Annotated in this window: 17 protein-coding genes; 6 read left to right on the top strand and 11 right to left on the bottom strand. The window is 60.6% G+C overall.

Features of this window, described 5'->3' with window-relative positions; translation table 11 throughout:
* Positions 1-111: 111 nt before the first annotated feature.
* The 10 genes from purH to B195_RS23275 form a co-directional block, all read right to left on the bottom strand.
* Positions 112-1,719, bottom strand: coding sequence for a bifunctional phosphoribosylaminoimidazolecarboxamide formyltransferase/IMP cyclohydrolase (gene purH / locus B195_RS20235; RefSeq protein WP_003439208.1), 1,608 nt, complete (start codon positions 1,717-1,719; stop codon positions 112-114).
* 81 nt (positions 1,720-1,800) lie between these two features.
* Positions 1,801-2,121, bottom strand: coding sequence for a DNA-binding transcriptional regulator Fis (gene fis / locus B195_RS20230; RefSeq protein WP_003439210.1), 321 nt, complete (start codon positions 2,119-2,121; stop codon positions 1,801-1,803).
* Positions 2,118-3,131 (bottom strand): tRNA dihydrouridine synthase DusB, encoded by a 1,014-nt coding sequence (gene dusB / locus B195_RS20225; RefSeq protein ID WP_003439212.1) that lies wholly within the window; start codon positions 3,129-3,131, stop codon positions 2,118-2,120. The genes fis and dusB overlap by 4 nt, the downstream gene beginning before the upstream one ends.
* A 210-nt stretch (positions 3,132-3,341) precedes the next feature.
* Positions 3,342-4,586: a DUF3426 domain-containing protein gene (locus B195_RS20220; RefSeq protein WP_003439214.1), complete on the bottom strand. Its 1,245-nt coding sequence runs from the start codon at positions 4,584-4,586 to the stop codon at positions 3,342-3,344.
* Positions 4,587-4,678: 92 nt separating this feature from the next.
* The gene (gene prmA, locus B195_RS20215; RefSeq protein ID WP_003439217.1) at positions 4,679-5,557 is read right to left on the bottom strand and encodes a 50S ribosomal protein L11 methyltransferase; all 879 of its coding nucleotides are present in this window, start codon (positions 5,555-5,557) and stop codon (positions 4,679-4,681) included.
* Positions 5,558-5,808: 251 nt separating this feature from the next.
* A complete protein-coding gene (gene accC / locus B195_RS20210; RefSeq protein WP_003439219.1) occupies positions 5,809-7,167 on the bottom strand; it encodes an acetyl-CoA carboxylase biotin carboxylase subunit in 1,359 nt (452 codons plus the stop codon).
* Between the two features lie 17 nt (positions 7,168-7,184).
* Positions 7,185-7,643: an acetyl-CoA carboxylase biotin carboxyl carrier protein gene (accB, locus tag B195_RS20205; RefSeq protein ID WP_003439221.1), complete on the bottom strand. Its 459-nt coding sequence runs from the start codon at positions 7,641-7,643 to the stop codon at positions 7,185-7,187.
* Between the two features lie 25 nt (positions 7,644-7,668).
* Positions 7,669-8,124: a type II 3-dehydroquinate dehydratase gene (gene aroQ, locus B195_RS20200; protein ID WP_003439222.1), complete on the bottom strand. Its 456-nt coding sequence runs from the start codon at positions 8,122-8,124 to the stop codon at positions 7,669-7,671.
* 130 nt (positions 8,125-8,254) lie between these two features.
* Entirely contained in the window at positions 8,255-10,033 is a 1,779-nt protein-coding gene (locus tag B195_RS20195) for a protein-disulfide reductase DsbD (RefSeq protein ID WP_003439223.1), read from the bottom strand.
* A gap of 92 nt (positions 10,034-10,125) precedes the next feature.
* The gene (locus B195_RS23275) at positions 10,126-11,169 is read right to left on the bottom strand and encodes a methyl-accepting chemotaxis protein (RefSeq protein WP_369826394.1); all 1,044 of its coding nucleotides are present in this window, start codon (positions 11,167-11,169) and stop codon (positions 10,126-10,128) included.
* A gap of 1,285 nt (positions 11,170-12,454) precedes the next feature.
* Here B195_RS23275 and B195_RS20185 point away from each other — a divergent pair.
* The 5 genes from B195_RS20185 to B195_RS20165 all read left to right on the top strand — a co-directional run bounded on the left by B195_RS20185 (position 12,455) and on the right by B195_RS20165 (position 17,766).
* Positions 12,455-13,525: a DUF2333 family protein gene (locus tag B195_RS20185; protein ID WP_003439227.1), complete on the top strand. Its 1,071-nt coding sequence runs from the start codon at positions 12,455-12,457 to the stop codon at positions 13,523-13,525.
* A 3-nt stretch (positions 13,526-13,528) separates the two neighbouring features.
* On the top strand, positions 13,529-14,068 hold the full coding sequence (locus B195_RS20180) for an NUDIX hydrolase (protein WP_003439230.1): 540 nt from the start codon (positions 13,529-13,531) through the stop codon (positions 14,066-14,068).
* Positions 14,069-14,326: 258 nt separating this feature from the next.
* Positions 14,327-14,698 carry a translation initiation factor Sui1 gene (locus B195_RS20175; protein ID WP_003439233.1) on the top strand — a complete coding sequence of 124 codons (372 nt, stop codon included), beginning with the start codon at positions 14,327-14,329 and terminating at the stop codon, positions 14,696-14,698.
* Between the two features lie 195 nt (positions 14,699-14,893).
* A complete protein-coding gene (gene speA, locus B195_RS20170; protein ID WP_003439236.1) occupies positions 14,894-16,810 on the top strand; it encodes an arginine decarboxylase in 1,917 nt (638 codons plus the stop codon).
* Positions 16,811-16,899: 89 nt separating this feature from the next.
* Complete coding sequence (locus tag B195_RS20165; RefSeq protein WP_003439238.1) at positions 16,900-17,766, top strand: alpha/beta hydrolase; 867 nt, start codon at positions 16,900-16,902, stop codon at positions 17,764-17,766.
* Between the two features lie 6 nt (positions 17,767-17,772).
* On the opposite strand, the gene B195_RS20160 is transcribed toward B195_RS20165, so the two are convergent.
* The gene (locus B195_RS20160; RefSeq protein ID WP_003439240.1) at positions 17,773-19,119 is read right to left on the bottom strand and encodes an MATE family efflux transporter; all 1,347 of its coding nucleotides are present in this window, start codon (positions 19,117-19,119) and stop codon (positions 17,773-17,775) included.
* A gap of 287 nt (positions 19,120-19,406) precedes the next feature.
* Here B195_RS20160 and B195_RS20155 point away from each other — a divergent pair, with 287 nt between their 5' ends.
* Entirely contained in the window at positions 19,407-24,290 is a 4,884-nt protein-coding gene (locus B195_RS20155; RefSeq protein ID WP_003439241.1) for an alpha-2-macroglobulin, read from the top strand.
* Positions 24,291-24,311: the final 21 nt, after the last annotated feature.

The following is a 24,311-nucleotide window of genomic DNA, read 5'->3' as shown; positions in this document are numbered from 1 at the left end:
TCGGATGACGCTGAATTCTGGGAAACGCTTTGTTTCTCTGTAGGAGCGAGCTTGCTCGCGAGCAGTCAAAAGATCGCGAGCAAGCTCGCTCCTACAGAAAGGGACGTCTAGTTAGTGACGGAAGTGGCGCATACCGGTGAACACCATGGCAATCCCGGCTTCGTCGGCTGCAGCAATCACTTCGTTGTCACGCATCGAGCCGCCCGGCTGGATCACCGCAGTGATACCGGCCTTGGCTGCATTGTCCAGACCGTCACGGAACGGGAAGAACGCGTCGGATGCCATGACCGAACCCTGCACTTGCAAACCGGCGTGCTCGGCCTTGATCGCGGCAATGCGGGCCGAGTTTACGCGGCTCATCTGGCCAGCGCCGACACCGATGGTCTGACGGTTCTTGGCGTAGACGATGGCGTTGGATTTGACGTACTTGGCGACTTTCCAGGCAAAGATCAGGTCGTGGATCTCTTGTTCGGTCGGTGCGCGCTTGGTGACGACTTTCAGGTCTTCGCTGCCGATCATCTGGATGTCGCGGCTTTGCACCAGCAAACCGCCATTCACCCGCTTGAAGTCCCAGGCCGGTGCGCGGTCTGCGCTCCACTCGCCGCAGGCCAGCAGGCGTACGTTGGCTTTGGCGGCCACGATGGCGCGCGCTTCTTCGCTCACGGACGGGGCGATGATCACTTCAACGAACTGACGCTCGACGATGGCTTTGGCCGTTTCGGCGTCCAGCTCGCGGTTGAAGGCGATGATGCCGCCGAATGCCGACTCGGTATCAGTGGCGTAAGCCAGTTCGTAGGCCTGACGGATGCCGCCTTCGGCGTCCGGGCTGACTGCGACGCCGCACGGGTTGGCGTGCTTGACGATCACGCAGGCCGGTTTGACAAAGCTTTTTACGCATTCCAGCGCGGCATCGGTGTCGGCCACGTTGTTGAACGACAGCTCTTTGCCTTGCAGCTGGGTGGCGGTTGCGATGCTGACTTCGGCCGGCTTGGCTTCTACGTAGAACGCCGCGCTTTGATGCGGGTTCTCGCCGTAGCGCATTTCCTGGGCCTTGATGAACTGGCTGTTGAAGGTGCGCGGGAACAGGCTGCGGCCTTCGGTGCTCAGGGTTTCGGCTGTCTGGTTAACGGTGCCCAGGTAGTTGGCGATCATGCCGTCGTAGGCGGCAGTGTGTTCGAACGCCTTGAGCATCAGGTCGAAACGCTGGGCGTAGGTCAGGCCACCGGCCTTGAGGTTTTCCAGCACGTTGGCGTAATCGCTGGCATTGACCACGATCGCTACGTCTTTGTGGTTTTTTGCTGCCGAACGGACCATGGTCGGGCCGCCGATATCGATGTTCTCGATGGCGGTCGGCAGGTCGCAGCCTGGCTTGTTGATGGTTGCTTCGAAGGGGTAGAGGTTTACGGCTACCAGATCGATCGGCTTGATGCCGTGCTCGTTCATGATGTCGTCATCGATGCCGCGACGGCCCAGGATGCCGCCGTGGATTTTCGGGTGCAGGGTTTTCACCCGCCCGTCCATCATTTCCGCAAAGCCGGTGTAGTCCGCAACTTCGACAGCGGCTACGCCGTTGTCTTGGAGCAGCTTGAACGTACCGCCGGTGGAGAGGATCTCGACGCCGAGGGCTTCCAGTTCACGGGCGAAATCAAGGATTCCGGTTTTATCGGAAACGCTGATTAAAGCGCGGCGGATCGGCAGGCGGGTAGTCTGATCGGTCATCTCGATTTCCATCAAAAGCAAAGGAGTCAGCAAAAAAGGCGACCCGTTTTACCGGGACGCCTTTCAGGTTTGATTGAATGCTTACAGCAGATCGTACTGCTTGAGTTTTTTGCGCAAGGTGCCGCGATTAAGTCCCAGCAGCTCTGAGGCCTTGGTCTGGTTGCCCTTGACGTAGTTCATGACGCACTCGAGCAGCGGGGCCTCGACTTCGGAAAGTACCAGGTTGTACACGTCCGTGACTTCAGCGCCCTCCAGGTGGGCGAAGTAATTGTGCAGCGCCTTTTCGACACTGCCACGAAGGGTCTGACCTTCTTCGCTCGGTGTATTGAGGTGCTGTTTCAGGTTGACGTTGTCGCTCACGGGCGTTGTTCCACTCACTAATGTCTCGGTCATCATCGTCATGCGGCCACCCATCCTTCGTCCCCTGTCCCCAGGCTCTTGTGTCGTTCGGCGAAAAACGCCTGAACGTTGGCGCATTGTGCTTCCGTATCTTCTAAACGATTGAAGTGGGCGCGAAACTCCTTGGCGCCCGGCAAGGTTGCGAGATACCAGCCGACATGCTTGCGGGCAATACGTACCCCCAATACCTCCCCATAGAAGGTGTGCAGTGCAGCCAAATGCTCTAGCAGAATACGTTCCACTTCGCTCATCTGTGGTGCCGGCAGGAGTTGCCCGGTACGCAGAAAGTGATCAACTTCGCGGAAAATCCAGGGCCGCCCTTGGGCCGCCCTGCCAATCAACAGTCCGTCAGCGCCGGTCGCTTGCAGCACGTGCCGGGCCTTGTGGGGTGAATCTATGTCGCCGTTGGCAAATACCGGTATCGACACCGCCTGCTTGATCGCGGCGATGGTGTCGTATTCGGCTTCACCGGTGTACAGGTCGGCGCGGGTTCTGCCGTGCACCGCCAGAGCAGCAATTCCGGCCTGTTCGGCAATTTTCGCCACGGTCAGGCCGTTTTTGTTGTCCCGGTCCCAGCCGGTGCGGATCTTCAGGGTGACCGGCACATCAACCGCAGCCACGACGGCCTGCAGGATCTCGGTCACCAATGCTTCGTCTTTCAGTAGCGCGGAGCCCGCGGCCTTGTTGCAGACCTTTTTTGCCGGGCATCCCATGTTGATATCAATAATCTGCGCGCCCAGTTCCACATTGGCCCTGGCGGCATCTGCCAGCATTTGCGCGTCACCGCCGGCAATCTGTACCGAGCGGGGCTCGGGATCACCGTCGTGAATCATGCGCAAGCGTGACTTGCGGCTATTCCAGAGACTCATGTCGCTGGTGACCATTTCCGAGACAACCAGTCCCGCGCCCATCCGTCGGCAAAGCTGACGAAAAGGTTGATCGGTGACGCCCGCCATAGGGGCGAGGATCAAACCGTTGTGCAATGTATATGGGCCGATGCGTACCGCCGACATAGGACTTCCCTGTTGTGGGGCCGGATCTTGGGAGTTCGAAAAAGGGTTGGCATGATACCCGCTCTCGATGACCGGATAAAGACGCAATTGGATGAATTTTGAACAATTGGAGCCGAAGGCTGGCCACAAGCCTCAAGCGACAAGCTGCAATACACAGCAAATCAGCATTTCACTTCTAACTTGCCTCTTGCAGCTAAAAGCGCCACGCGCTCATTCCGGGGAATGAAAGCTCAGGCTGTAGTTCACGGCTTTCGGGCCTGGATCGAGAATGTCCAGGGCAATGTGGATAGGTGTCTGTGGCGGCATTTCGGCCTTGGCCAGATCACCGATCAGGTATTCGCCGGGCTTGAAACGGCGACTGGCGATCATTTTGCCGTGCAGGTCGGCGAACCGCAGCTCCAGCAGCGGGAAAGGCTGGGAGAACGGCGCGCGGTTGTAGAGGATGGCGTCTACCACCAGCGCTCCGGCGAACTCGGGATGGCTGCGTACCACCAGATTGCTGCTTTTGATTCGGTCTATATCGACCCTGGACGGCACTGTGCAGCCGAGATGCGGGCACAGTTGCTGGAAGATCGGGCGGTATTGATCCTGTCGGGCCAGTTCATCGAAATGATTGGCAATATATTGGCCAGCCAGTGCCGCGCCGGCCAGCAGTATCAGCAAGACCCAAAGCAGGCGTTTGCCCCATGGTGTACGGCGTTTTTGCCAGTCCAGCTGCAGCGGGTCGTCGACCAGATCCAGCAGTGCGTCTTCACGCACTCTTGGTTCGTTGCGTCTGCGCTTGCTCAGGGGCAACGGCTCAGGGGGCTCGTCGTCGTCATCATCGCTCGCGCTCAGGTGTTCGCCGGTCAGTCCCGGCTCCAGCTCATCGTCCAGCGAAAGCTTGAGCGGCGGCGTTTCATCCGGCTCGTCGAGGTCCAGTGATAATGACGGCTCGGTGCGCCCCGTTGAGGCGGGTTCGCTGAGCTTCTCTGCGGCTTTGCTGGCGAGCGCTGAGGTTTCGGCGCGTTCGGCCGCCGAATCGCTGAACAGGCTGTCTGCCCATTGGCTTTCTTCGGCGTCCGGGCTGTCGCGCCGGGCACTCAGTGAGCTGTCTTTTACCTTGTGGGGCTGGCCAAAGCTTTTGCTGGGCTGGATCTCACGCTCTTCGAGCCGGGCCAGTTCTTCATCCAGATCCAGATGGTCGAGATCGAGTTCGGCTGCTTGCCAGTGTTCCGGGCTGACGGGCTTGGGCCCGGCAGGCGGCTCGATGACCTCGGGTTCTGCAACATCAGGGGTCGTTACTGTCGGCAGTTGTTCATTTTCAGTGCGTTTGTTCAGCAGTTGCTGTGCAGCATTGAACACTTGCAGGCAGGCGCCACAGCGCACAACGCCGCGAGCCGCGCTCAGTTGGGCGTGGTTGACGCGAAAATTGGTCTGGCAGTGTGGACACTGGGTAACGAAGCTATCGCTCATGTGGCCATCCGGATTGGGCAGGCGTGCATTGTAGGGGCTGTACCCGTTTGATTGCGAGCCGCGTCGCGGCCGCAACCAAAGGTCAACAGGCTCTAGCGGCGACGGCCACTGATGCGCACCCAGCCATCGCGATTGGCGATCGGGTCAAGATCAAAGTCTGCGGCGTAGGCTGCGGCGACTTCTTCGCCCTGTTCGGCGAGGATGCCCGACAGCGCCAGGCGACCGCCCGGTTTGACCAGGCTCGACAGCTGCGGGGCCAGGGAGACCAGGGGGCCGGCCAGGATGTTGGCAACCACCACGTCGGCCTGAACCTGTGGCAGGTCTTCGGGCAGGTACAGCGGGAACAGCTCTGCGGCGACATTGTTGCGCCCGGCGTTATCGCGCGAGGCTTCCAGCGCCTGTACGTCGATGTCGGTGCCGATGGCCTGTCTGGCCCCCAGCAACAGGGCGGCGATTGCCAGAATCCCCGAGCCGCAACCGAAGTCCAGCACGCTGCAGTCCTTCAGGTCCTGACCGTCGAGCCATTCCAGGCACAGTGCGGTAGTCGGGTGGGTACCGGTACCAAAGGCCAGGCCCGGATCCAGCAGCAGGTTCACGGCGTCCGGTTCCGGCGCGGCGTGCCAGCTCGGGACGATCCACAGGCGCTGACCGAAGCGCATCGGATGGAAGTTGTCCATCCAGCTGCGTTCCCAGTCCTGGTCTTCGATGACTTCGGCATGGTGCTCGGGCAGGGGCGAGCCGGTCAGCAGTTCCAGATGGGACAGAACGAGGTCGGCTTCGGTGCCGCCTTCGAACAGTGCCAGCAAATGGGTGTGGGACCACAACGGGGTGGTGTTGAGTTCAGGTTCGAAGATCGGCTGATCTTCGGCATCCATGAACGTTACCGATACGGCGCCGACTTCGAGGAACGCGTCTTCGTAGGTTTCGGCTTGTTCCGGGCTGATGGCGAGGCGTACTTGCAGCCAAGGCATGGCGGGCACCTTTGAAAAATAGGAGTGTGCAACCGGTGGGCTGCGAGAAGCGCGCCAGTTTACGCGAGCGAGGGCGGTGCGGGTAATCAAAAAACGATGAAAAGCCCTCGTCGTACATCGCCACAGGGAGCTGGCTTGCCGGCGATGCTGGCGACGGGACAATCGCTGGCAAGCCAGCTCCCGCAAAGCGTGGGTAGGTTGCAGAAACGACCAGGCCGCCCGAAGGCGGCCTGGTTGATCTGGAATCAAACTTACTGCTTGGCCAGTTTGTGTTCCAGGTAGTGAATGTTGACGCCGCCTTTGCAGAAGCCTTCGTCATTCACCAGGTCGCGGTGCAGCGGGATGTTGGTTTTAATCCCGTCGACCACGATTTCGTCCAGCGCATTGCGCATGCGGGCCATGGCTTCGTCACGGGTCGAGCCCCAGGTGATCAGCTTGCCGATCAGGGAGTCGTAGTTGGACGGAACCTTGTAGCCGCTGTACAGGTGCGAATCGACGCGAACGCCATTGCCGCCCGGTGCGTGGAAATGCTTGACCAGACCAGGGCTCGGCATGAATGTCGCCGGGTCCTCAGCGTTGATCCGGCACTCCAGGGAGTGACCGTGAATTTTCACGTCATCCTGGGTGAAGGACAGCTTGTTGCCTGCCGCGATGCTCAACATCTCTTTCAGGATGTCGATGCCGGTAACCATTTCGGAAACCGGGTGTTCCACTTGCACACGAGTGTTCATCTCGATGAAGTAGAAGCGACCATTCTCGTACAGGAACTCGAAGGTGCCTGCGCCACGGTAGTTGATATCGATGCAGGCCTTGACGCAGCGCGCCAGAACCTCTGCACGAGCAGTTTCATCGATACCCGGTGCCGGTGCTTCTTCCAGAACTTTCTGGTGACGGCGTTGCAGCGAGCAATCGCGGTCGCCCAGGTGGATCGCGTGACCCTGGCCATCGGAAAGGACCTGAACTTCCACGTGACGCGGGTTGGTCAGGTATTTTTCGAGGTAGACCATCGGGTTGCTGAACCAGGCGCCTGCTTCTTCGCGGGTCTGCTTGGCTGCTTCGATCAGGTCTTCTTCGCGGTGCACCACACGCATGCCGCGACCACCACCGCCGCCAGCGGCTTTGATGATCACCGGGTAGCCGACTTCGCGGCCGATGCGCAGGGCTGTTGCTTCGTCTTCCGGCAACGGGCCGTCAGAACCCGGAACAGTCGGTACGCCGGCAGCGATCATGGCGTGCTTGGCCGATACCTTGTCGCCCATGAGGCGAATGGTGTCGGCTTTCGGGCCGATAAAGGCGAAGCCGGATTTCTCGACTTGCTCGGCGAAATCGGCGTTTTCAGCCAGAAAGCCGTAGCCCGGGTGGATCGCCGTGGCGCCAGTGACTTCGGCTGCCGCGATGATGGCCGGGATGTGCAGGTAGGACAGGTTGGCGGGTGCCGGACCGATGCAGACGGTTTCGTCTGCCAGGCCCAGGTGCATCAGCTCCTTGTCGGCGGTGGAGTACACCGCAACGGTCTTGATGCCCAGTTCCTTACAGGCCCGCAGGATGCGCAAGGCGATCTCACCGCGGTTGGCGATCAGGACTTTTTCCAGCTTCTGAGGCTTCAACATCGTTGGCTCCCCGTGGTTCAAACGATGGTGAACAGCGGTTGATCGAACTCAACCGGTTGACCGTTTTCTACCAGGATGGATTCGATAACACCGGCTTTTTCGGCCGTGATGTGGTTCATCATTTTCATCGCTTCAACGATGCAAATGGTGTCGCCGACCTTAACGGTCTGGCCGACTTCAACGAAGGCTGGCGAGGTAGGTGCCGGGGTACGGTAGAAAGTACCGACCATTGGCGACTTGACCACAAAACCGTTCAGTTTTGGTGCAGCAGGTGCTTCGGTCACGGTGGCAACCGGAGCAACAGCAACCGGAGCAGCAGCCGGAGCTTGCATTGGCGCTGGTGCGTAGAACTGTTGAGCAGGAGTCTTGCTGTGACGGCTGATGCGTACGGACTCTTCGCCTTCTTTGATTTCCAGCTCGTCGATGCCGGACTCTTCCAGCAGTTCGATCAGTTTCTTAACTTTACGGATATCCATGAATCGTCAACTCCCAATGGGTCGGTCAGGGGCGTTTAGCTTGTAGTTCAAGCTGTTCCAGGGCGGCCTCCAAGGCCAGTCGATAACCGCTGGCGCCAAGGCCGCAGATCACACCTACCGCAACGTCGGAGAAGTAGGAGTGATGGCGGAAAGGTTCGCGTTTGTGCACGTTTGATAAATGCACTTCGATGAATGGGATGCTCACCGCCAGCAGCGCGTCACGTAATGCCACGCTGGTGTGGGTAAAAGCAGCCGGGTTGATCAGGATAAAGTCCACGCCTTCATCGCGGGCAGCGTGGATCCGGTCGATCAACTCATACTCGGCATTACTTTGCAGATAGAGCAAATGGTGACCGGCATCGCGGGCCCGCTGCTCCAGGTCCTGATTGATTTGCGCCAGGGTAGTAGCGCCGTAGACGCCCGGCTCGCGGGTGCCGAGCAAATTCAGGTTGGGGCCGTGCAGAACCAGAAAAGTCGCCATCTGCTGTTCCTTGTTATGTGTGTGCAGTTATCAATGCCGGGCGACTATGCCGAAAAGCGGATTCGCTGTCCAGTTAACTGCAATAGCCAGCACGATGACCGATGTTCGCGAAAAGTTTGTGACCAGCTCTCTAGATCCGGTCATTTGCGTTGTCGACACGTTCGGCGAAGTCTGCTGCATTGATCTCGCCGATGACCCGCAAGTCACTTTTTTCACTGCCGTTTTTGCCAAAGAACATCAGTGCCGGAGGGCCGAACAATTGGTAGCGGTCGAGCAGGGCGCGCTGCCCGGCATTGCTGGCAGTCATGTCAAACCGTACCAGCCGGTAGCCTTTGAGCCGGTCCAGCACCTGCGGGTTGTTCAGGACCTCGTGCTCGATCACCTTGCAGCTGATACACCAGTCGGCGTACCAGTCCAGCAACAGCGGCTGGCCGGCGGCACTGGCTTGTGCCAACACCTTGTCCAGCTCCTCTGCGGTGCTGACGGTTTGCCATTCACTGCTGCTTTGGGCCGGGCCGGCGGCGGATGCCGCAGGCTGCCAGTGTCCAAGCGGCCTGAACGGGTCGCTTTGACCGCTGAGGGCGCCGTACCAGCAGGCCAGGGCGTAAACCAGCAGAAATAGCCCAAGCAACTGCGCCAGACGTTGGCGCGGGGCTTTGTAGCCGAACTCCAGAGTGCCGAGAAACAGACTCACCCCGGCCGCCAGCAGACCAATCAACAGCAGGGTAACGGGGCCCGGCAGCACGCGGCTGAGCAGGGCTATGGCCAAACCGAGCAACAGCACGCCAATGGCGTTTTTGACGCTGACCAGCCATGGCCCGCTTTTTGGTAACCAGGCCGCACCGCCGGTTGCGACCAGCAGCAGGGGCGCGCCCATGCCCAGCCCCAGGGCAAAGAGTTTCAAACCGCCGCCCAGGGCATCACCACTGGCACTGATATAGAGCAATGCTCCCGCCAGCGGGGCCGAGACGCAGGGCGATACCAGCAGGCTGGACACCACGCCCAGCACGGCAGCGCCCCACAGCGAGCCACCCTGGGTGCGGTTGGCAACGCGATCCAGGCGGTTGCTGATGGCTTGCGGCAACTTCAGTTCGAACACCCCGAACATGGCCAGGGCAAAAATCGCGAAGAACAGGGCAAAGGGCGCCAGTACCCACACCGATTGCAGGCGTGCCTGAAGGTTGAGCTGTGCGCCGAACATCCCCATCAGCGCGCCGAGCAGTGCAAAGCAGGCGGCCATTGGCAGCACGTAGGCCAGTGACAGGCTAAAGCCGCGCAGCCCGCCCACCTGGCCACGCAATACCACGCCCGACAAAATCGGCAGCATCGGCAGCACGCAGGGGGTAAAGGTCAGGCCCAGGCCGGCGAGGAAGAACAGCGCCAGCTCGCGCCAGGTCCAGCTATTGATGGCTGGTGCGGCAATGTCGCCGGTTGCGGTCGAAACCGGGGTGCCGCCGATGCTCAGGCGTTCGGTTTCCGGTGGATAACACAAACCCTTGTCGGCGCAGCCCTGGTAAGTGACCACCAGGGTGAACGGACGCTGATCATCGGTCGGGCGCGGGATGTCGACATCAAGAATGCCGTGATAGACCTCGACGTCGCCGAAATACTCATCGTGCTTTTGCTCGCCGGGCGGTAACTGTGGCGTGGCCAGGGCGATATCGGCGGGTTCGGTGCTAAAGGCGAACTTGTGGCGATACAGGTAATAACCTTCGGTGGGGACAAAACGCAGCTTGATGGTCTCGGGCGTGCTGTCGATCAGGTTGAGCCTGAACGCGTCACGCACCGGTAAAAAGTCGTTGCTGTTATTGATTGCACCCAGGGTAGAGCTGGGCCGGTTATCCAGCAGGCCGGCGGCCATGGCCGGTACGGCGAGCAGCAAACACAGAACAAGGAACAGGCGGCGCATAGGAATCTCGCAAATCAAACGTGGGCGCATGATAGCGGAGTGAATGCTGAGATGCCCTGCAGCAGCGAGCTTGCTCGCGAGCAAGCTCGCTTCTACAGGCGAAAACTGTGCACGGCTGAGTTCAATTTGCCGCCCAGCTCCAGCAATTGCTGGCTCTGGTCCCTAGCAACAGCGATACGTTGCAGGTTGTCGTCGCCCAATTGGTGAATGCGCTCACCGTGGTTGCGAATCTCCCCCACAGCCGTGCCTTGTTGTGCGGTGACGTCGGCGATGCGCATTGCGGTGCCGGAGATGGTGGTAATCGCATCGACAATCTCATCCAGCGCGCCTTCAGCGTCCTGGGCTTTTTCGGCGGTGGCCCGGGCATGTTCCACTTGTGCGCGCATGCCCTCAACCGATTGCCGGGCGGCCAGTTGCAGCCCGCCAATCAGGGTCTGGATCTCGCTGGTGGCGCCTGCGGTCCGTTGCGCAAGGGAGCGGACTTCTTCGGCAACCACGGCAAAGCCGCGGCCCATTTCTCCAGCACGGGCGGCCTCAATGGCCGCATTGAGTGCCAGCAGGTTGGTCTGGTCGGCGATGGAGCGGATCACGGTCAAGACCCCGCCAATGGTCGCCGACTCTTCTGCCAGGCGTTCGATGCTCTGTGCATTGCCTTGTACTTCCCCGACCAGCGCGCGCAACCCGGTCAGGCTCTGGTCTATTACGCGCTGCCCCTGGGCAACGGCCAGGCCGGCGCTGCGACTGGCATCGGCAGCATGGCTGGCATCCCCTGCGACCTGGGTGATGGTGGCCTCCAGTTCGCCCAGTGCGTCACGGATCTGGGCCGTATCAACAGCCTGGCGTTCGGCGCCGCTGTGCAGGCCGTTGCTGAGTTCGGCCAGGGTCTGGCTGCTGCCGGCGACCTGTTGGGCATTCAGGCGCAGGGTGCCTACCAGATTCACCAGGTACTGGCGCAGGCGATTGAGCGACGCCTCAATGTCATGCAGCTCGCGATTGGTCTTGCCCAGCTGGATGTCGCGGCTGAAGTCGCCGTCGGCCCAGGTCGACAGCGACCCGGTCAAATGGGTCAGGACCTTGGCCAGTCTGCGTTGCAGAGTGTCGATCAGCAGTGCGATCAGCAGAATCAGGCCAATCATCAGACCCTGGATCAGCCTCACCTCGCTCTGGATCTGCCCGTGCTCGGCGCGCACTTGCGGTTCCAGCGCGGCAATTGCCTGTTGCACGGCGTTGAGTTTCAGGTGGGTGCTGTTGCCGAGCAGGGCCCGTTGCTCTATTTGGGTCTGGGTGCGTTTGAGTTCGGCGGGGTAGCGGTTCAGCAGATTGTTCAGCTCTCGCTTGAGGCCGATCCCCGCATCTTCGGCCTGTGTCGTGCGTTCGGTTTGCAGCCCCATCAGCGCGGCGAAATCGTCATTGCCGGAAGTATTTTGCGCCCTTACTCCCAGTAAGGGCATGGCGTCGATCTGCTGTGCCTGGGCCCGGATGCTGGCGAGTTCGCGTTCCACCTCGCCTGCCAGCTCGCTGCGGGCGCTGCTCACCAGTTTGTCCCGGCTCAGGGACAGTCTGGCCAGATGCAGGGCGCCAGTCAGCAACGGCGCAGAATAAAGGCGGGCTTCGGGGGTGCTGGCCTGCCGGGCATACTGGCTGAGCTGTTCCAGGTTGCCGGCCAGCTCGCGCTCAGCCTGCAGCAGCAGGGCTTGCGGGTCTGCGGCCAGTTTGCCGGCAGCCAGCAATTGGTTGTTGCTGAAGTGGCTCAGCTCTTCAAGGCTGGGGCGCCAGGCCTGGGCCAGGGCAGGGGGCAGTGAGTCGAGCGCTGTCTGGAGCCTGTCCAGCGCGCTGTTGGCCTCGCTCAGGCGCACGGCATCGCCACTGGCCAGGTAGTCTTCAATGTTGCGCGAAACTTGATTCTGAAACAGCTGCGACAGGCTCAGGTAGCGCTCCATCAACAGGAACGGACGCTCCAGCGCCCGCTGCGACCACCATAAGGTGGCGCCCAGCGCCAGGCATACGGCGACCAGTAACAGGGTGTTCAAGTTGGTTAGCAGCTTCAGGCGCATGCGGGGTTTTGCCTACTACGCAGTAATAAGCGCCTGAAGTTATGGCGTTTGTATGACATCGATGTGACGGGGCGGGGCTATTCCGCATAAATAGTGGCTATTTGCCTTGATTGCTGGATTCACGGCTCGAGGCGGTCTCCCGGTTTCCAATCAGGCTGTCCCGCTTGAAATTGACAGCCGCGCAGCCATATTTACCATGGCTCGTCCGTGCTTGTTCTATAGTGCCGGGCGGAGCGGCCCGCCTGCGAGCTGCACGGCCCGCACGTGATTAAAAAGCCTGTAGCCAATGAAACGCCAACAGACCCTAGGCACTATGAGGTAGGGTTGTGGTCGAACGATTGAACCTGGAATTTGAAAGGATATAGCCATGCTGGACTGGAAAAAACGTGAGGGCAGCAGTGCCCGTGAGTCGGTCAGGGAGACCCGTGCCCCGTCGCGTGGCTATTTCACAAGCATTCTGTTTAGCCGCTCAATCGCCGTGCTGGTGGGGATCTTCGTCGTGGTGTGCCTGGGTCTGGGCTGGTACTGGAGCCAGGAACCGGACTTGTTCCCGGTGCAGCAAAACGCCCAGCTGGCTGCCGAGAGGGATGGCAAGCAAATGGTTCCGGGTTTCACCACCGTTGAAACCCTTAAAACCGTGGCCGGCACCCTGCTCAATAAACCGGGCGGCTATCTGTCCAATGACCGTTTTCCGCCGGGCGTGTTTCTGGACAATATCCCGAGCTGGGAATATGGCGTGCTGGTACAGGTGCGTGACCTGACCCGCGGCTTGCGTAAAGACTTTGCCCGTTCGCAATCGCAGTCGGCCGAAGACGCCGATCTGGCCAAGGCCGAACCGCGTTTCAACTTCGACAACAAGAGCTGGATGCTGCCGTCCAGCGAATCGGAGTACCAGGAAGGGATCAACTCCCTGAGCCGCTACCAGGCGCGCTTGTCTGATCCCAACCAGAAGAACGCCCTGTTCTATGCGCGCGCCGATAACCTGAACAACTGGCTGGGCGATGTGGGTACTCGTCTGGGATCGCTGTCGCAGCGTTTGTCGGCCAGCGTCGGCCGGGTCAAGCTCAATGGCGCACTGAAGACCGAAAGCCTGAAACCCGGCCAGGTACCCGTGGTTGATGAAGAAATAGAAGAAACCCCATGGATGCAAATCGACAACGTGTTCTACGAGGCGCGTGGCCAGGCATGGGCCCTGTCGCACCTGCTGCGGGCCATTGAAGTCGACTTCGCTGACGTGCTGGCGAAAAAGAATGCCACGGTCAGTGTGCGTCAGATCATTCGTGAACTTGAGGCGGCCCAGGAGCCGGTCTGGAGCCCGATGATCCTCAATGGCAGCGGCTACGGCGTTCTGGCCAACCACTCGCTGGTCATGGCCAACTATATTTCCCGCGCCAACGCGGCGGTCATGGACCTTCGACAATTGCTGTCCCAGGGCTGAGTGATGCCGATTTCTGCGCTGGAGGCCGCACACCGTGCGGCCTCTGATCTCGAAATGGTGGCCTGGGTTGATCCTCAAGACCGGCTGCTGGGCGGCTTGCCCCGACAACAATTGCGTGAGCAGGGCTTGATCGGGCGCGGCACTTTCATTTTGCTGTTCAACTCTGCCGGTGAATTGTGCGTGCATCAGCGCACCCTGAGCAAAGCGCTGTATCCCGGGTTCTGGGATGTGGCGGCGGGTGGCATGGTGGGGGTTGATGAGAGCTACGCCGAGTCGGCAGCCCGTGAACTTGCAGAAGAGCTGGGGGTGAGCGGCGTATCGCTGACGGCCCATGAACGCTTTTACTTCGAAGGCGAACAAAATCACCTGTGGTGCGCCGTTTTTTCCGCCGTGTGGGATGGCCCGTTGCAGGTGCAGCCTGAAGAGGTGCAGCAGGCCTGCTTCATGTCGGTGGCCGAGGCATTGCGCCTGAGTCAGCAACAGCCTTTTTGCCCGGATTCGCTGGCAGCCCTCAAGCGCTATCTGGCGCAGATCAAGCCGTAGGGGCGAGCGGTTGAGGTTAAAAGCTTGCGAGCAAGCTCGCTCCTGCAAAGTTACGGTTGACTGGTTTATAAATTGCCGCCGATTGGCTATTGGGCAGCAGCGCATTTGTCGTTACACTGCGCGACCTTTTTCAGACTCAAGCGGTTTTCCCGCCTGAGTTGCGCTGCCCCTGCCAGAGTGGGGCTTCGCGGTCGGTACTCCTTGGCGCAACAGCGTCAGGCACCGGCCAATTTTTTGTCCTCCATATGAGGATTGCCGGTGGCCAAAAAAGCCGCATCCTTCGCCGCCCTTGGTGGCCTGGTATTTTCCACCGACGCAGGTCGTCACTGTCCGGACTGTCGTCAGCCGGTGGACGCCTGTACCTGCAAACAAACCCGTATCCCCGATGGCGATGGCATTGCTCGCGTACGTCGCGAAAGCAAGGGCCGTGGCGGCAAGACAGTCACCACTGTGACCGGAGTGCCGCTGGCGGAAGACGCGCTCAAGGATTTGGCGACGACGTTGAAAAAACGCTGTGGCACCGGTGGTGCGTTGAAAGACGGCATCATCGAGATCCAGGGCGATCACGTCGAATTGCTGTTGGCCGAACTGCTCAAACACGGGTTCAAAGCCAAGAAGTCCGGCGGCTAGCAGCTTCTGTGAAGACCACCGCCAAGTGCTTTTTGTCGCTCGCCATGGTTTTCACAGAGCCTGTTCTGACCGGTTTCTAAACTCCGCGCTGTTGTCAGGGTCTACCCCTGCGCAGACTAATCTTCATATTTACTCTTTAGACTGCGCCAGCCTGCCTTCAGGTTGGGCTATTTGACTTCTTTATAGGGGACTTCGATGTCCGTACGACGCACACGCAAAGACGATGGCAGCCAATGGACAGTTGCGGACAGCCGCAGTGTTTACGGGATTCGCCATTGGGGGGCCGGGTATTTCGCGATCAATGAAGCCGGTCGCGTAGAAGTACGTCCGAACGGCCCGAACAGCTCGCCCATCGATCTGTACGAGCAAGTCGACGAACTGCGCAAAAGTGGCTTGTCCTTGCCATTGCTGGTGCGTTTTCCCGATATTTTGCAAGACCGTGTACGTCAGCTGACCGGCGCTTTCGATGCCAACATCGAGCGTCTGGAATACCAGAGCAAGTACACCGCGCTGTACCCGATCAAGGTTAACCAGCAAGAAGCCGTGATCGAAAACATCATCGCCACCAAAGACGTGTCGATCGGCCTTGAAGCAGGTTCCAAGCCTGAGCTGCTGGCCGTGCTGGCGCTGGCCCCCAAGGGTGGCACCATCGTTTGCAACGGTTACAAGGACCGCGAGTTCATTCGTCTGGCGCTTATGGGGCAGAAGCTCGGTCACAACGTGTTTATCGTGATCGAGAAAGAATCCGAAGTAGACCTGGTGATCGAAGAAGCTGCCTCGCTCAAGGTCAAGCCACAGGTTGGCCTGCGCGTGCGCCTGTCGTCCCTGGCATCGAGCAAGTGGGCTGACACCGGCGGTGAGAAATCCAAGTTCGGTTTGTCTGCCGCGCAGTTGCTGTCGGTGGTTGAGCGCTTCCGGGTGGCCGGTCTGGATCAGGGCATCCGTCTGTTGCACTTCCATATGGGCTCGCAGATCGCCAACCTGGCGGACTACCAGCATGGTTTCAAGGAAGCGATCCGCTACTACGGCGAACTGCGCAACCTCGGCCTGCCGGTTGACCACATCGACGTGGGCGGCGGTCTGGGGGTGGATTACGACGGCACGCATTCGCGCAACGCCAGCTCGATCAACTACGACATGGACGACTATGCCGGCGTTGTCGTAGGCATGCTCAAAGAGTTCTGCGATGCGCAAAACCTGCCGCACCCGAACATTTTCTCGGAAAGCGGCCGTTCCCTGACCGCGCACCACGCCATGCTGGTGGTGCAGGTGACCGACGTCGAGAAGCACAACGACGACGTACCGGTAATCGAGAACAAGGACATCCTGCCCGAGACCGTGCAATGGCTGGTGGACCTGCTGGGCCCGACCGATATTGAAATGGTCACCGAAACCTACTGGCGCGCCACGCACTACATGAGCGACATCGCTGCCCAGTACGCCGACGGCAAAATCACCCTGGCTGAAAAAGCCCTGGCCGAGCAGTGCTACTTCGCCGTGTGCCGTCGTTTGCACAACTCGTTGAAAGCGCGTCAGCGTTCCCATCGCCAGGTGCTCGACGAACTCAACGACAAGCTGGCCGACAAGTACATCTGCAACTTCTCGGTTTTCCAGAGCCTGCCGGACACCTGGGCGATTGGCCAGGTACTGCCGATTCTGCCGTTGCACCGTCTTGATGAAGAGCCGCTGCGCCGCGCCGTACTGCAAGACCTGACCTGCGACTCCGACGGCAAGATCAAGCAGTACGTGGACGAGCAGAGCATCGAAACCAGCCTGCCGGTTCACGGGCTGAATGAAGGCGAGGATTACTTGCTGGGTATCTTCCTGGTGGGCGCTTACCAGGAAATCCTAGGTGACATGCACAACCTGTTCGGTGATACCGACTCGGTGAACATCTACCAGAACGACGACGGCAGCGTGTACCACGCCGGGATCGAGACCCACGACACTATCGAGGACATGCTGCGCTACGTGCACTTGTCGCCGGAAGAGTTGATGAACCACTACCGCGACAAAGTGGCCAGCGCCAACATCAGTGCCAAAGAGCGTACCCAGTACCTCGATGCACTGCGTCTTGGCCTGACCCGTTCGTCGTACCTGTCGAGCCACTGATAGCCCGACCAGGTCTCCGGTGACTGAACTACGCTGATCTGTGCCATGTGTGCAGGTCAGCGTTTTTTTTTGCCCGGAGGTCGTACCCCATGTTGATCAGCTTCAAGGGGGCAGCGGGACTGGCTTGCGCCGGGCTGATGGGCTGGGTGCTCAGCGCCTGCTCGCCGGTACGCATCATCAACGGCCTGACCCCGACCTCCAGCTTCGACATGACCCGTGATATTGCCTACGGCGCAGACCCGCGGCAGGCCCTCGATATCTATCGCCCCAGGCAGCCCGCCCCCGGAGCCCCCGTGGTGATTTTTTTCTATGGCGGCAGCTGGAACAGCGGCTCGCGCAGCGATTACCTGTTTGTCGGTGAAGCATTGGCTTCGCGGGGGATAACCACGGTTATCGCCGATTACCGACTTTATCCACAGGTGCGTTATCCGCAGTTTCTGCAAGATAGCGCCCAGGCCACAGGCTGGACTTATCAACACATCGCACAATATGGCGGCAACCCGCAGCGTCTGTTTTTGATGGGCCACAGCGCCGGGGCGTACAACGCAGCAATGCTTGCCCTTGATCCGCAGTGGTTACGGGCTGTAGGTATGAGTCCTGCCAGTTTGCGCGGATGGATTGGCCTGGCCGGGCCCTATGACTTTTTGCCGATCAAGGACGAAGCGGTGCGGCCAGTATTTTTCTACCCGGACTCCCCACCCGAGTCGCAGCCTGTGCGGCACGTGAGCCGCCAGGCGCCGCCGACCTTGTTGATGGCCGCCAGGACGGACACGCTGGTCAACCCGACGCGCAATACCGGGGGGCTGGCGACTGCGTTGCGGGGCGCCGGGGTGCCGGTTCAGGAACTCTATTTCACGCGCACCAGCCACGTAACCCTGGTGGCGGCGCTTTCACGTCCGTTACGTTGGTTGGCCCCGGTGCTGGATAACATTGGCGAGTTCGTCAGTGATCACTGATCCGGATCACGCTCTTGGAGTAAACCACTCATCCTTGCGCTGCATCTTCCACGCATACACCCCCAGGGTCAGGCTGCGCAGCACCATAAACAGCAGAAAACTGATCCACAGGCCATGGTTGCCATAACCGTGCAGCGCCCAGGCTGCGGGGAAGGCGATAACGACGCTGATCAGCATCGCATTGCGCATTTCCCGGGCGCGGGTGGCGCCGATAAACAGCCCGTCGAGCAAGTAGCTCCACACCGCAATCAGCGGCAACAGCGCCAGATACGGCAAGTACTGGAAGGCGGTTTCCCGCACGCTGGCAATGTCGGTTTGCATTTCGACAAACAGATGCCCGCCAAACAGGAACAGCAGCGCAAACGCGGTACTGGCCATCAATGACCAGCCGCATGCAACCACCATCGAACGGCGCAGCGCAAGGCGATCACGGGCGCCGATGGCATGCCCGCACAGTGCCTCCACGGCATGGGCCAGGCCATCCAGCGCATGGGCGGCCAGCAGCAAGCCATTGAGCAACAGCGCATTGGCCGCCACGGTGGCATCCCCCAGCCGGGCGCCCTGCAAGGTGATGGAAAAAAACACCAGTTGCAGCATCAGGCTGCGAATGAAAATGTCGCGGTTGACCCCCAGCAGCGGCCTCCAGTTGTGCCATACCCGCAAGGCGGCCCACATGACCGTGCCCGGGAATTTGCCCAGGGCGCCGCGGGTCAGCCACAGGCCGAGTAGCGCGCCGCTCCACTCGGCAATCACCGAGGCCCGGGCCGACCCGACTACGCCCCAGTCCAGACCGAGGACAAACCACAGGTTAAGGGCTATGTTGACCAGGTTGGTGGTCAGCAGAATGGCCAGCGGCGCCCGTGCGTTTTGCGTGCCCAGAAACCAGCCCACCAGCGCATAGCTTGCCAAAGCTGCGGGCAGGCCAAACAGGCGGGTATGGAAGAAATCCAGGGTCAGGGCATGCAACTCGGCGGACGGTTGCATCACGCTCAAGGCCAGGCCGCTGAAGGGGACAGCTATCGCCCCCAGCAGCATCGACAACAGCACACTGAGCAGCAAGCCTTGCACCAGGATTTGCCGCAGCGCGGTGCCATCGTCACGCCCGGCGGCCTGCGCGGCGAAGCCGGTGGTGCCCATGCGCAAAAAGCCCATCATCCAGGCCAGAAAGATATACAGGCTGGCGCCTACGGCCACGGCACCCAGTTGATGGGCGTGGGGCAAATGGCCGATTACAGTGCTGTCGACCAGCGCCACCAGCGGCACCGAGATGTTCGACAAAATCATCGGTGCTGCTAGCGCCCACACCCGGCGATGGGTAGGACGGTCACGCCAGTCAGCTAATAGGGAAGACATGCAGGCTCCTTGGGGGAGTGCATTGTAGCGGGGCCGCAGAATTTGTGTGGGAGGCGGGTTTCAGTTCAGGGCAGTTCCACCGTGGGAGCCGGCTGCCGGCGATGGCATCAACACCCGGAAAACCGGGGCGCCTGCATCGCTGGCGAGCCAGCTCCCAGCGTTTTTGTGTTGCTCATGGGGCAGCGCAACCAATCGCCCGTTTAACGGTCAATCTGACCGGTGCGTCAGTAGTTCATGGCGCGCTGATATATAGTCATTCCCTTCAATGCCTAGTCAACGAGTACACCATGCTTAACAAAGGACTGTTCCTGGCTTGTGCGCTGGCACTGCTGAGCGCCTGTGATTCATCGTCAACCGACAAGCCCGGGGCGCCACCGGCTGTCAGCGTCCAGGCGGCCAAACCGGACGTCAAGGTACTGGCCGAGCGCTATGCCGGACGCGAGTTGAGTGTGGTGGATGTTTCCGAAGTACAACTGGACGGCGCCAGCACCTTGTCCGTGAGTTTTTCGGTGCCTCTGGACCCGGAGCAGAACTTCGCCGAAAAATTGCATCTGGTTGACGCTAAATCCGGCAAGGTCGATGGCGCCTGGGAGCTGTCGGACAACCTGATGGAACTGCGTTTGCGGCACCTGGAGCCGCAGCGCAAGTTGATCCTTACCGTCGATCCCGGCCTGCGCGGTGTCAACGACACCAGGCTCGCCGCCGAGTACGTCAGCCGCCTGGAAACCCGTGACTTGCAGCCCACTGTCGGCTTCGCCAGCCGTGGCAACCTGTTACCCACCCGCCTGGCTGAAGGCTTGCCGGTGATCGCGTTGAACGTCGACAAGGTGGATGTCGAGTTCTTCCGGGTCAAACCCGAATCGTTACCGAACTTTCTTAGCCGCTGGGGCGGCAACAGCAGCCTGCAAAGCTACGACGCCAAGGATCTGCTGAGCATGGCCGATCTGGTTTACAGCGCTCGCTTTGACCTGAACCCGGCACGCAATACCCGTGAGACGTTGATCCTGCCGATTTCCGGGGTCAAGCCTTTGCAGCAGCCGGGGGTTTACCTGGCGGTGATGAAGGCGTCCGGCAGTTACAACTATTCGACACCTGCAACGTTGTTCACCCTCAGCGATATCGGCCTTTCCGTACATCGTTATCAGAAGCGTCTGGATGTGTTCACCCAGGCGCTGGAAGGTGGCAGCGCACTGGCCAATGTGGATCTGGAGTTGCTTGACCGCAAGGGCAAGATGCTGGCCCAGGGCAAGACAGATAAACAAGGGCACGCGGAACTGGCGTTGCCGTCCGACGCTGAAGTGCTGGTGGCGCGTCAGGGCGACCAGACCAGTTTGCTGCGTTTGAACAGCGCGGCGCTGGATCTGGCCGAATTCGACATTGGCGGTCCGCAGGCTCACCCGCTGCAATTTTTTGTGTTTGGCCCGCGTGATCTGTATCGCCCCGGCGAAACCGTGCTGCTCAATGCCTTGTTGCGCGACCGCGACGGCAGACCGGTCAAGCCGCAGCCGGTGAGTGTCGAGGTGCGTCGTCCGGGTAATGAGGTCAGCCGCAAGTTTGTCTGGTCGCCCGATGCTTCCGGTTTATATCAGTACCCGTTGCAACTGGCCGAGGAGGCGCCGACCGGGCGCTGGCTACTGATCTTTGATCTGGGGGACGGCCAGCCGCTGTGGTATGACTTTCAGGTTGAAGACTTCCTGCCCGAGCGCCTGGCGCTGGAACTCAAGGGCAGTGACGCACCGCTGCGCCCTGATCAGACCGCAGAAATTCAAGTCAGCGGTCGTTATTTGTACGGCGCCCCGGCGTCAGGCAATCGCCTCAGCGGCCAGGTTTATGTGCGTCCATTGCGTGATGCGGTCAGTGCCTTGCCGGGTTATCAGTTCGGCTCAGTGACAGAGCCGGAACTGACCCAGGATCTGGAGCTGGACGAAAGCGTGCTGAACGCTGAAGGCCAGGAAACCATCAGCCTGGAAAGCCAGTGGAGCGATGCCAAATCGCCGCTGCAGTTGATAGTGCAAGCCAGTTTGCAGGAGTCGGGCGGGCGCCCGATTACCCGGCGTCTGGTGCAACCCGTGTGGCCCGCCGAGCGCTTGCCGGGGGTGCGCGGTCTGTTTGCCGGCACTGAAACCGATGGCGATGGCCCGGCGGAGTTCGAGTTACTGGTGGCTGACAGCGAAGGGCACAAACTGGCCGCTGAAAACCTCAAGGTAAGGCTGGTGCGTGAGCGCCGCGATTACTACTGGAACTACTCGGACAACGACGGCTGGAGCTATCACTACAACGAGAAATTTCTCAATCTCAACGAGGAAACCGTCAGCGTTAAAGCCGGAGAAACGGCTAAGGTCAGTTTCCCGGTGGAGTGGGGCCCATACCGGGTTGAAGTTGAAGACCCGCAAACCGGGCTGATCAGCAGCTTGCGTTTCTGGGCCGGCTATCGCGCCCAGGACAATGCCGAAGGCGGCGCCGTGCGCCCCGATCAGGTCAAGCTGGTGCTGGACAAGGCCGCCTATGCCGATGGTGACACCGCCAGGGTAACGGTTACGCCGCCCGCAGCCGGTAAGGGTTACCTGCTGCTTGAAGGCAGTGATGGCCCGCTGTGGTGGGAAGAAATCGAGGTGCCGGCCGAAGGCAAAACCTTCGATATCAAACTCGATCCGAAGTGGGCCCGTCACGATCTGTACGTGAGCGCGCTGGTTATCCGCCCGGGCGAGCGCAAGACCAATATCACGCCCAAGCGGGCCGTGGGCGTGCTGCATCTGCCGCTCGACCGCACGGCGCGCAAGTTGGCGCTGACCCTTGATGCGCCCGAAAAAATGCGTCCCAAGCAGCCGTTGAGCGTGAAATTTACCGCCAGAAACGCCGATGGCAGCATTCCCGAACAGGCCCATGTACTGCTGGCAGCGGTGGACGTGGGTGTGCTGAATATTACCGGCTACCCGACCCCTGATCCCTACACCAGCCTGTTCGGGCGCAAGGCCTACGGCGCGGATCAGCTGGATATTTACGGGCAGTTGATCGAAGCCGGGCAGGGCCGTCTGGCCAGCCTGGCGTTCGGCGGTGATGCGGCGCTGGCCAAAGGCGGCAAGCGGCCAGCCACCAGCGTGAACATCGTGGCGCTGCAAAGCGTACCCGTGACCCTGAATGAGCAGGGTGAAGGTGAAGTCAGCGTCAATATTCCCGACTTTAACGGCGAGCTGCGCCTGATGGCGCAAGTCTGGAGCGATGACAGCTATGGCATGGCCGAAGGTAAAACCGTGGTCGCCGCACCCCTGGTGGCAGAGCTGGCGGCGCCACGCTTTCTGGCCCCGGGGGATGAGACCCGGTTAGCGCTGGACCTGTCCAACCTCACCGACAAGCCGCAGATACTTGAGGTCAAACTCGAGACCCGGGGCCAATTGAGCCTGTCGGGCACTGCCGCGCAACCTGTCACCTTGAGCCCCGGCCAGCGCAGCACCTTGCAGATCCCGGTCAAGGCCCTGGGCGGTTTCGGCACCGGAGCGGTCAAGGTCACGGTCAATGGCCTAGAACTGCCAGGGGAAACACTGGCGCCGTTCACCCGCGAATGGACCCTGGGTATACGCCCGGCGTACCCGGCGATGCTCAAGCATTACCGCGCGGTACTCAAGGATCAGCCCTGGAGCCTGCCGGAAGATGCGCTGCAAGCCTTTGAACCGGCGGGGCGTGAAGCCTTGCTGAGTTTGTCGAGCCGGCCGCCGCTGAACCTGGGTGAGCAAATCCGCGCACTCAAGGCGTACCCGTATGGCTGCTCGGAGCAAACCACCAGCGGCCTGTACCCTGCGCTCTATGCAGATGCGGCGTTGCTCAAGCGGCTGGGCCTTGAAGGCGAACCGGATGCCGATCGCAAGCGCAAGATCGAACTCGGTATCGAGCGCCTGCTGGGGATGCAGCGTTTTAACGGCAGCTTTGGTTTGTGGGGGGCTGACGGTGAAGAAGAGTACTGGCTGAGCGCTTACGTCACCGACTTCCTGCTGCGTGCCCGGGACCAGGGCTACGCGGTGCCGGCTGAAGCCTTGAAAAAAGCCAGCGAGCGCCTGCTGCGTTACGTGCAGGAGCGCAACCTGATCGAGGCGGATTACAGCGACAACCTCGATCACACCCGCTTTGCGGTGCAAGCCTATGCCGCGCTGGTTCTGGCCCGCAGCCAACAGGCGCCATTGGGGGCGTTACGCGGCATCTTTGAACGGCGCAGCGATGCCCGATCCGGGTTGCCGCTGGTGCAACTGTCCATTGCCCTGCAGAAGATGGGCGATCAGCCGCGGGCCGATCAGGCGTTGGTGGCCGGTCTGGCGGCCACCCGTAAGGGCGATCAGTGGCTGGGGGATTATGGCAGTCCGCTGCGTGATCAGGCGCTGATACTGGCGCTGCTGGAAGAGAACAATCTGCTCGGCGGCCAGCGTGAACAGCGCTTGTTTGATTTGTCAGATCAACTGGCGGCCAGCCAATGGTTGTCGACTCAGGAGAGTAATTCTCTGTTCCTGGCGGGACGTAATTTGCTGGGCAAGCCTGAAGCCAGCTGGACGGCCACGCTGGCCAGCGGTAGCCAGACTCGAGAGCTGAACAACAGCCAGCCGGGGCTCAAGCTGGACGGGGCGTTGCTGGACACGCCGCTGACCCTGCGCAATGAAGGTAGCGAAGCGGTTTATCAACAGCTGACGATTTCCGGTTATCCACAGCAGGCGCCGCTGGCGGGTGGCGAGAACATGAGCATTCGTCGCGACTACCTGGGCATGAATGGCGAGCCGTTGAATATCGACAGCCTGGCAAGTGGCGATCTGGTGCTGGTGCATCTGGCGGTGACGGCCAGGCAGCAGGTACCTGACGCGCTGGTGGTGGATTTGCTGCCTGCGGGTCTGGAGCTGGAAAACCAGAACCTTGGGCAAAGTGCCGCGAGTCTTGAAAATGCCAGTACCCAGGTCAAGCAATGGCGCGAGTCGATGCAGAACGCCAATGTGCAACATCAGGAGTATCGGGATGATCGCTACGTGGCTGCGCTGAAGCTGGAAGGTTCCGGCACCACGCACCTGTTGTACCTGGCCCGCGCCGTGACCCCGGGGACCTACCGGGTACCGCCGCCGCAAGTGGAGTCGATGTATCGCCCCAACTGGCAAGCCGTGGGCGAGACCCCGGGGGAGATGGTGATCAAGGGCCGCTGACCCTGACCTGACCTGACCTGT

The organism is Pseudomonas sp. Lz4W (assembly GCF_000346225.2).
GTDB classification, from domain to species: Bacteria; Pseudomonadota; Gammaproteobacteria; order Pseudomonadales; family Pseudomonadaceae; genus Aquipseudomonas; species Aquipseudomonas paraversuta.
Note: the sequence above shows the minus strand (reverse complement) of the source record. Positions and strands in the feature narration are given on the sequence as shown.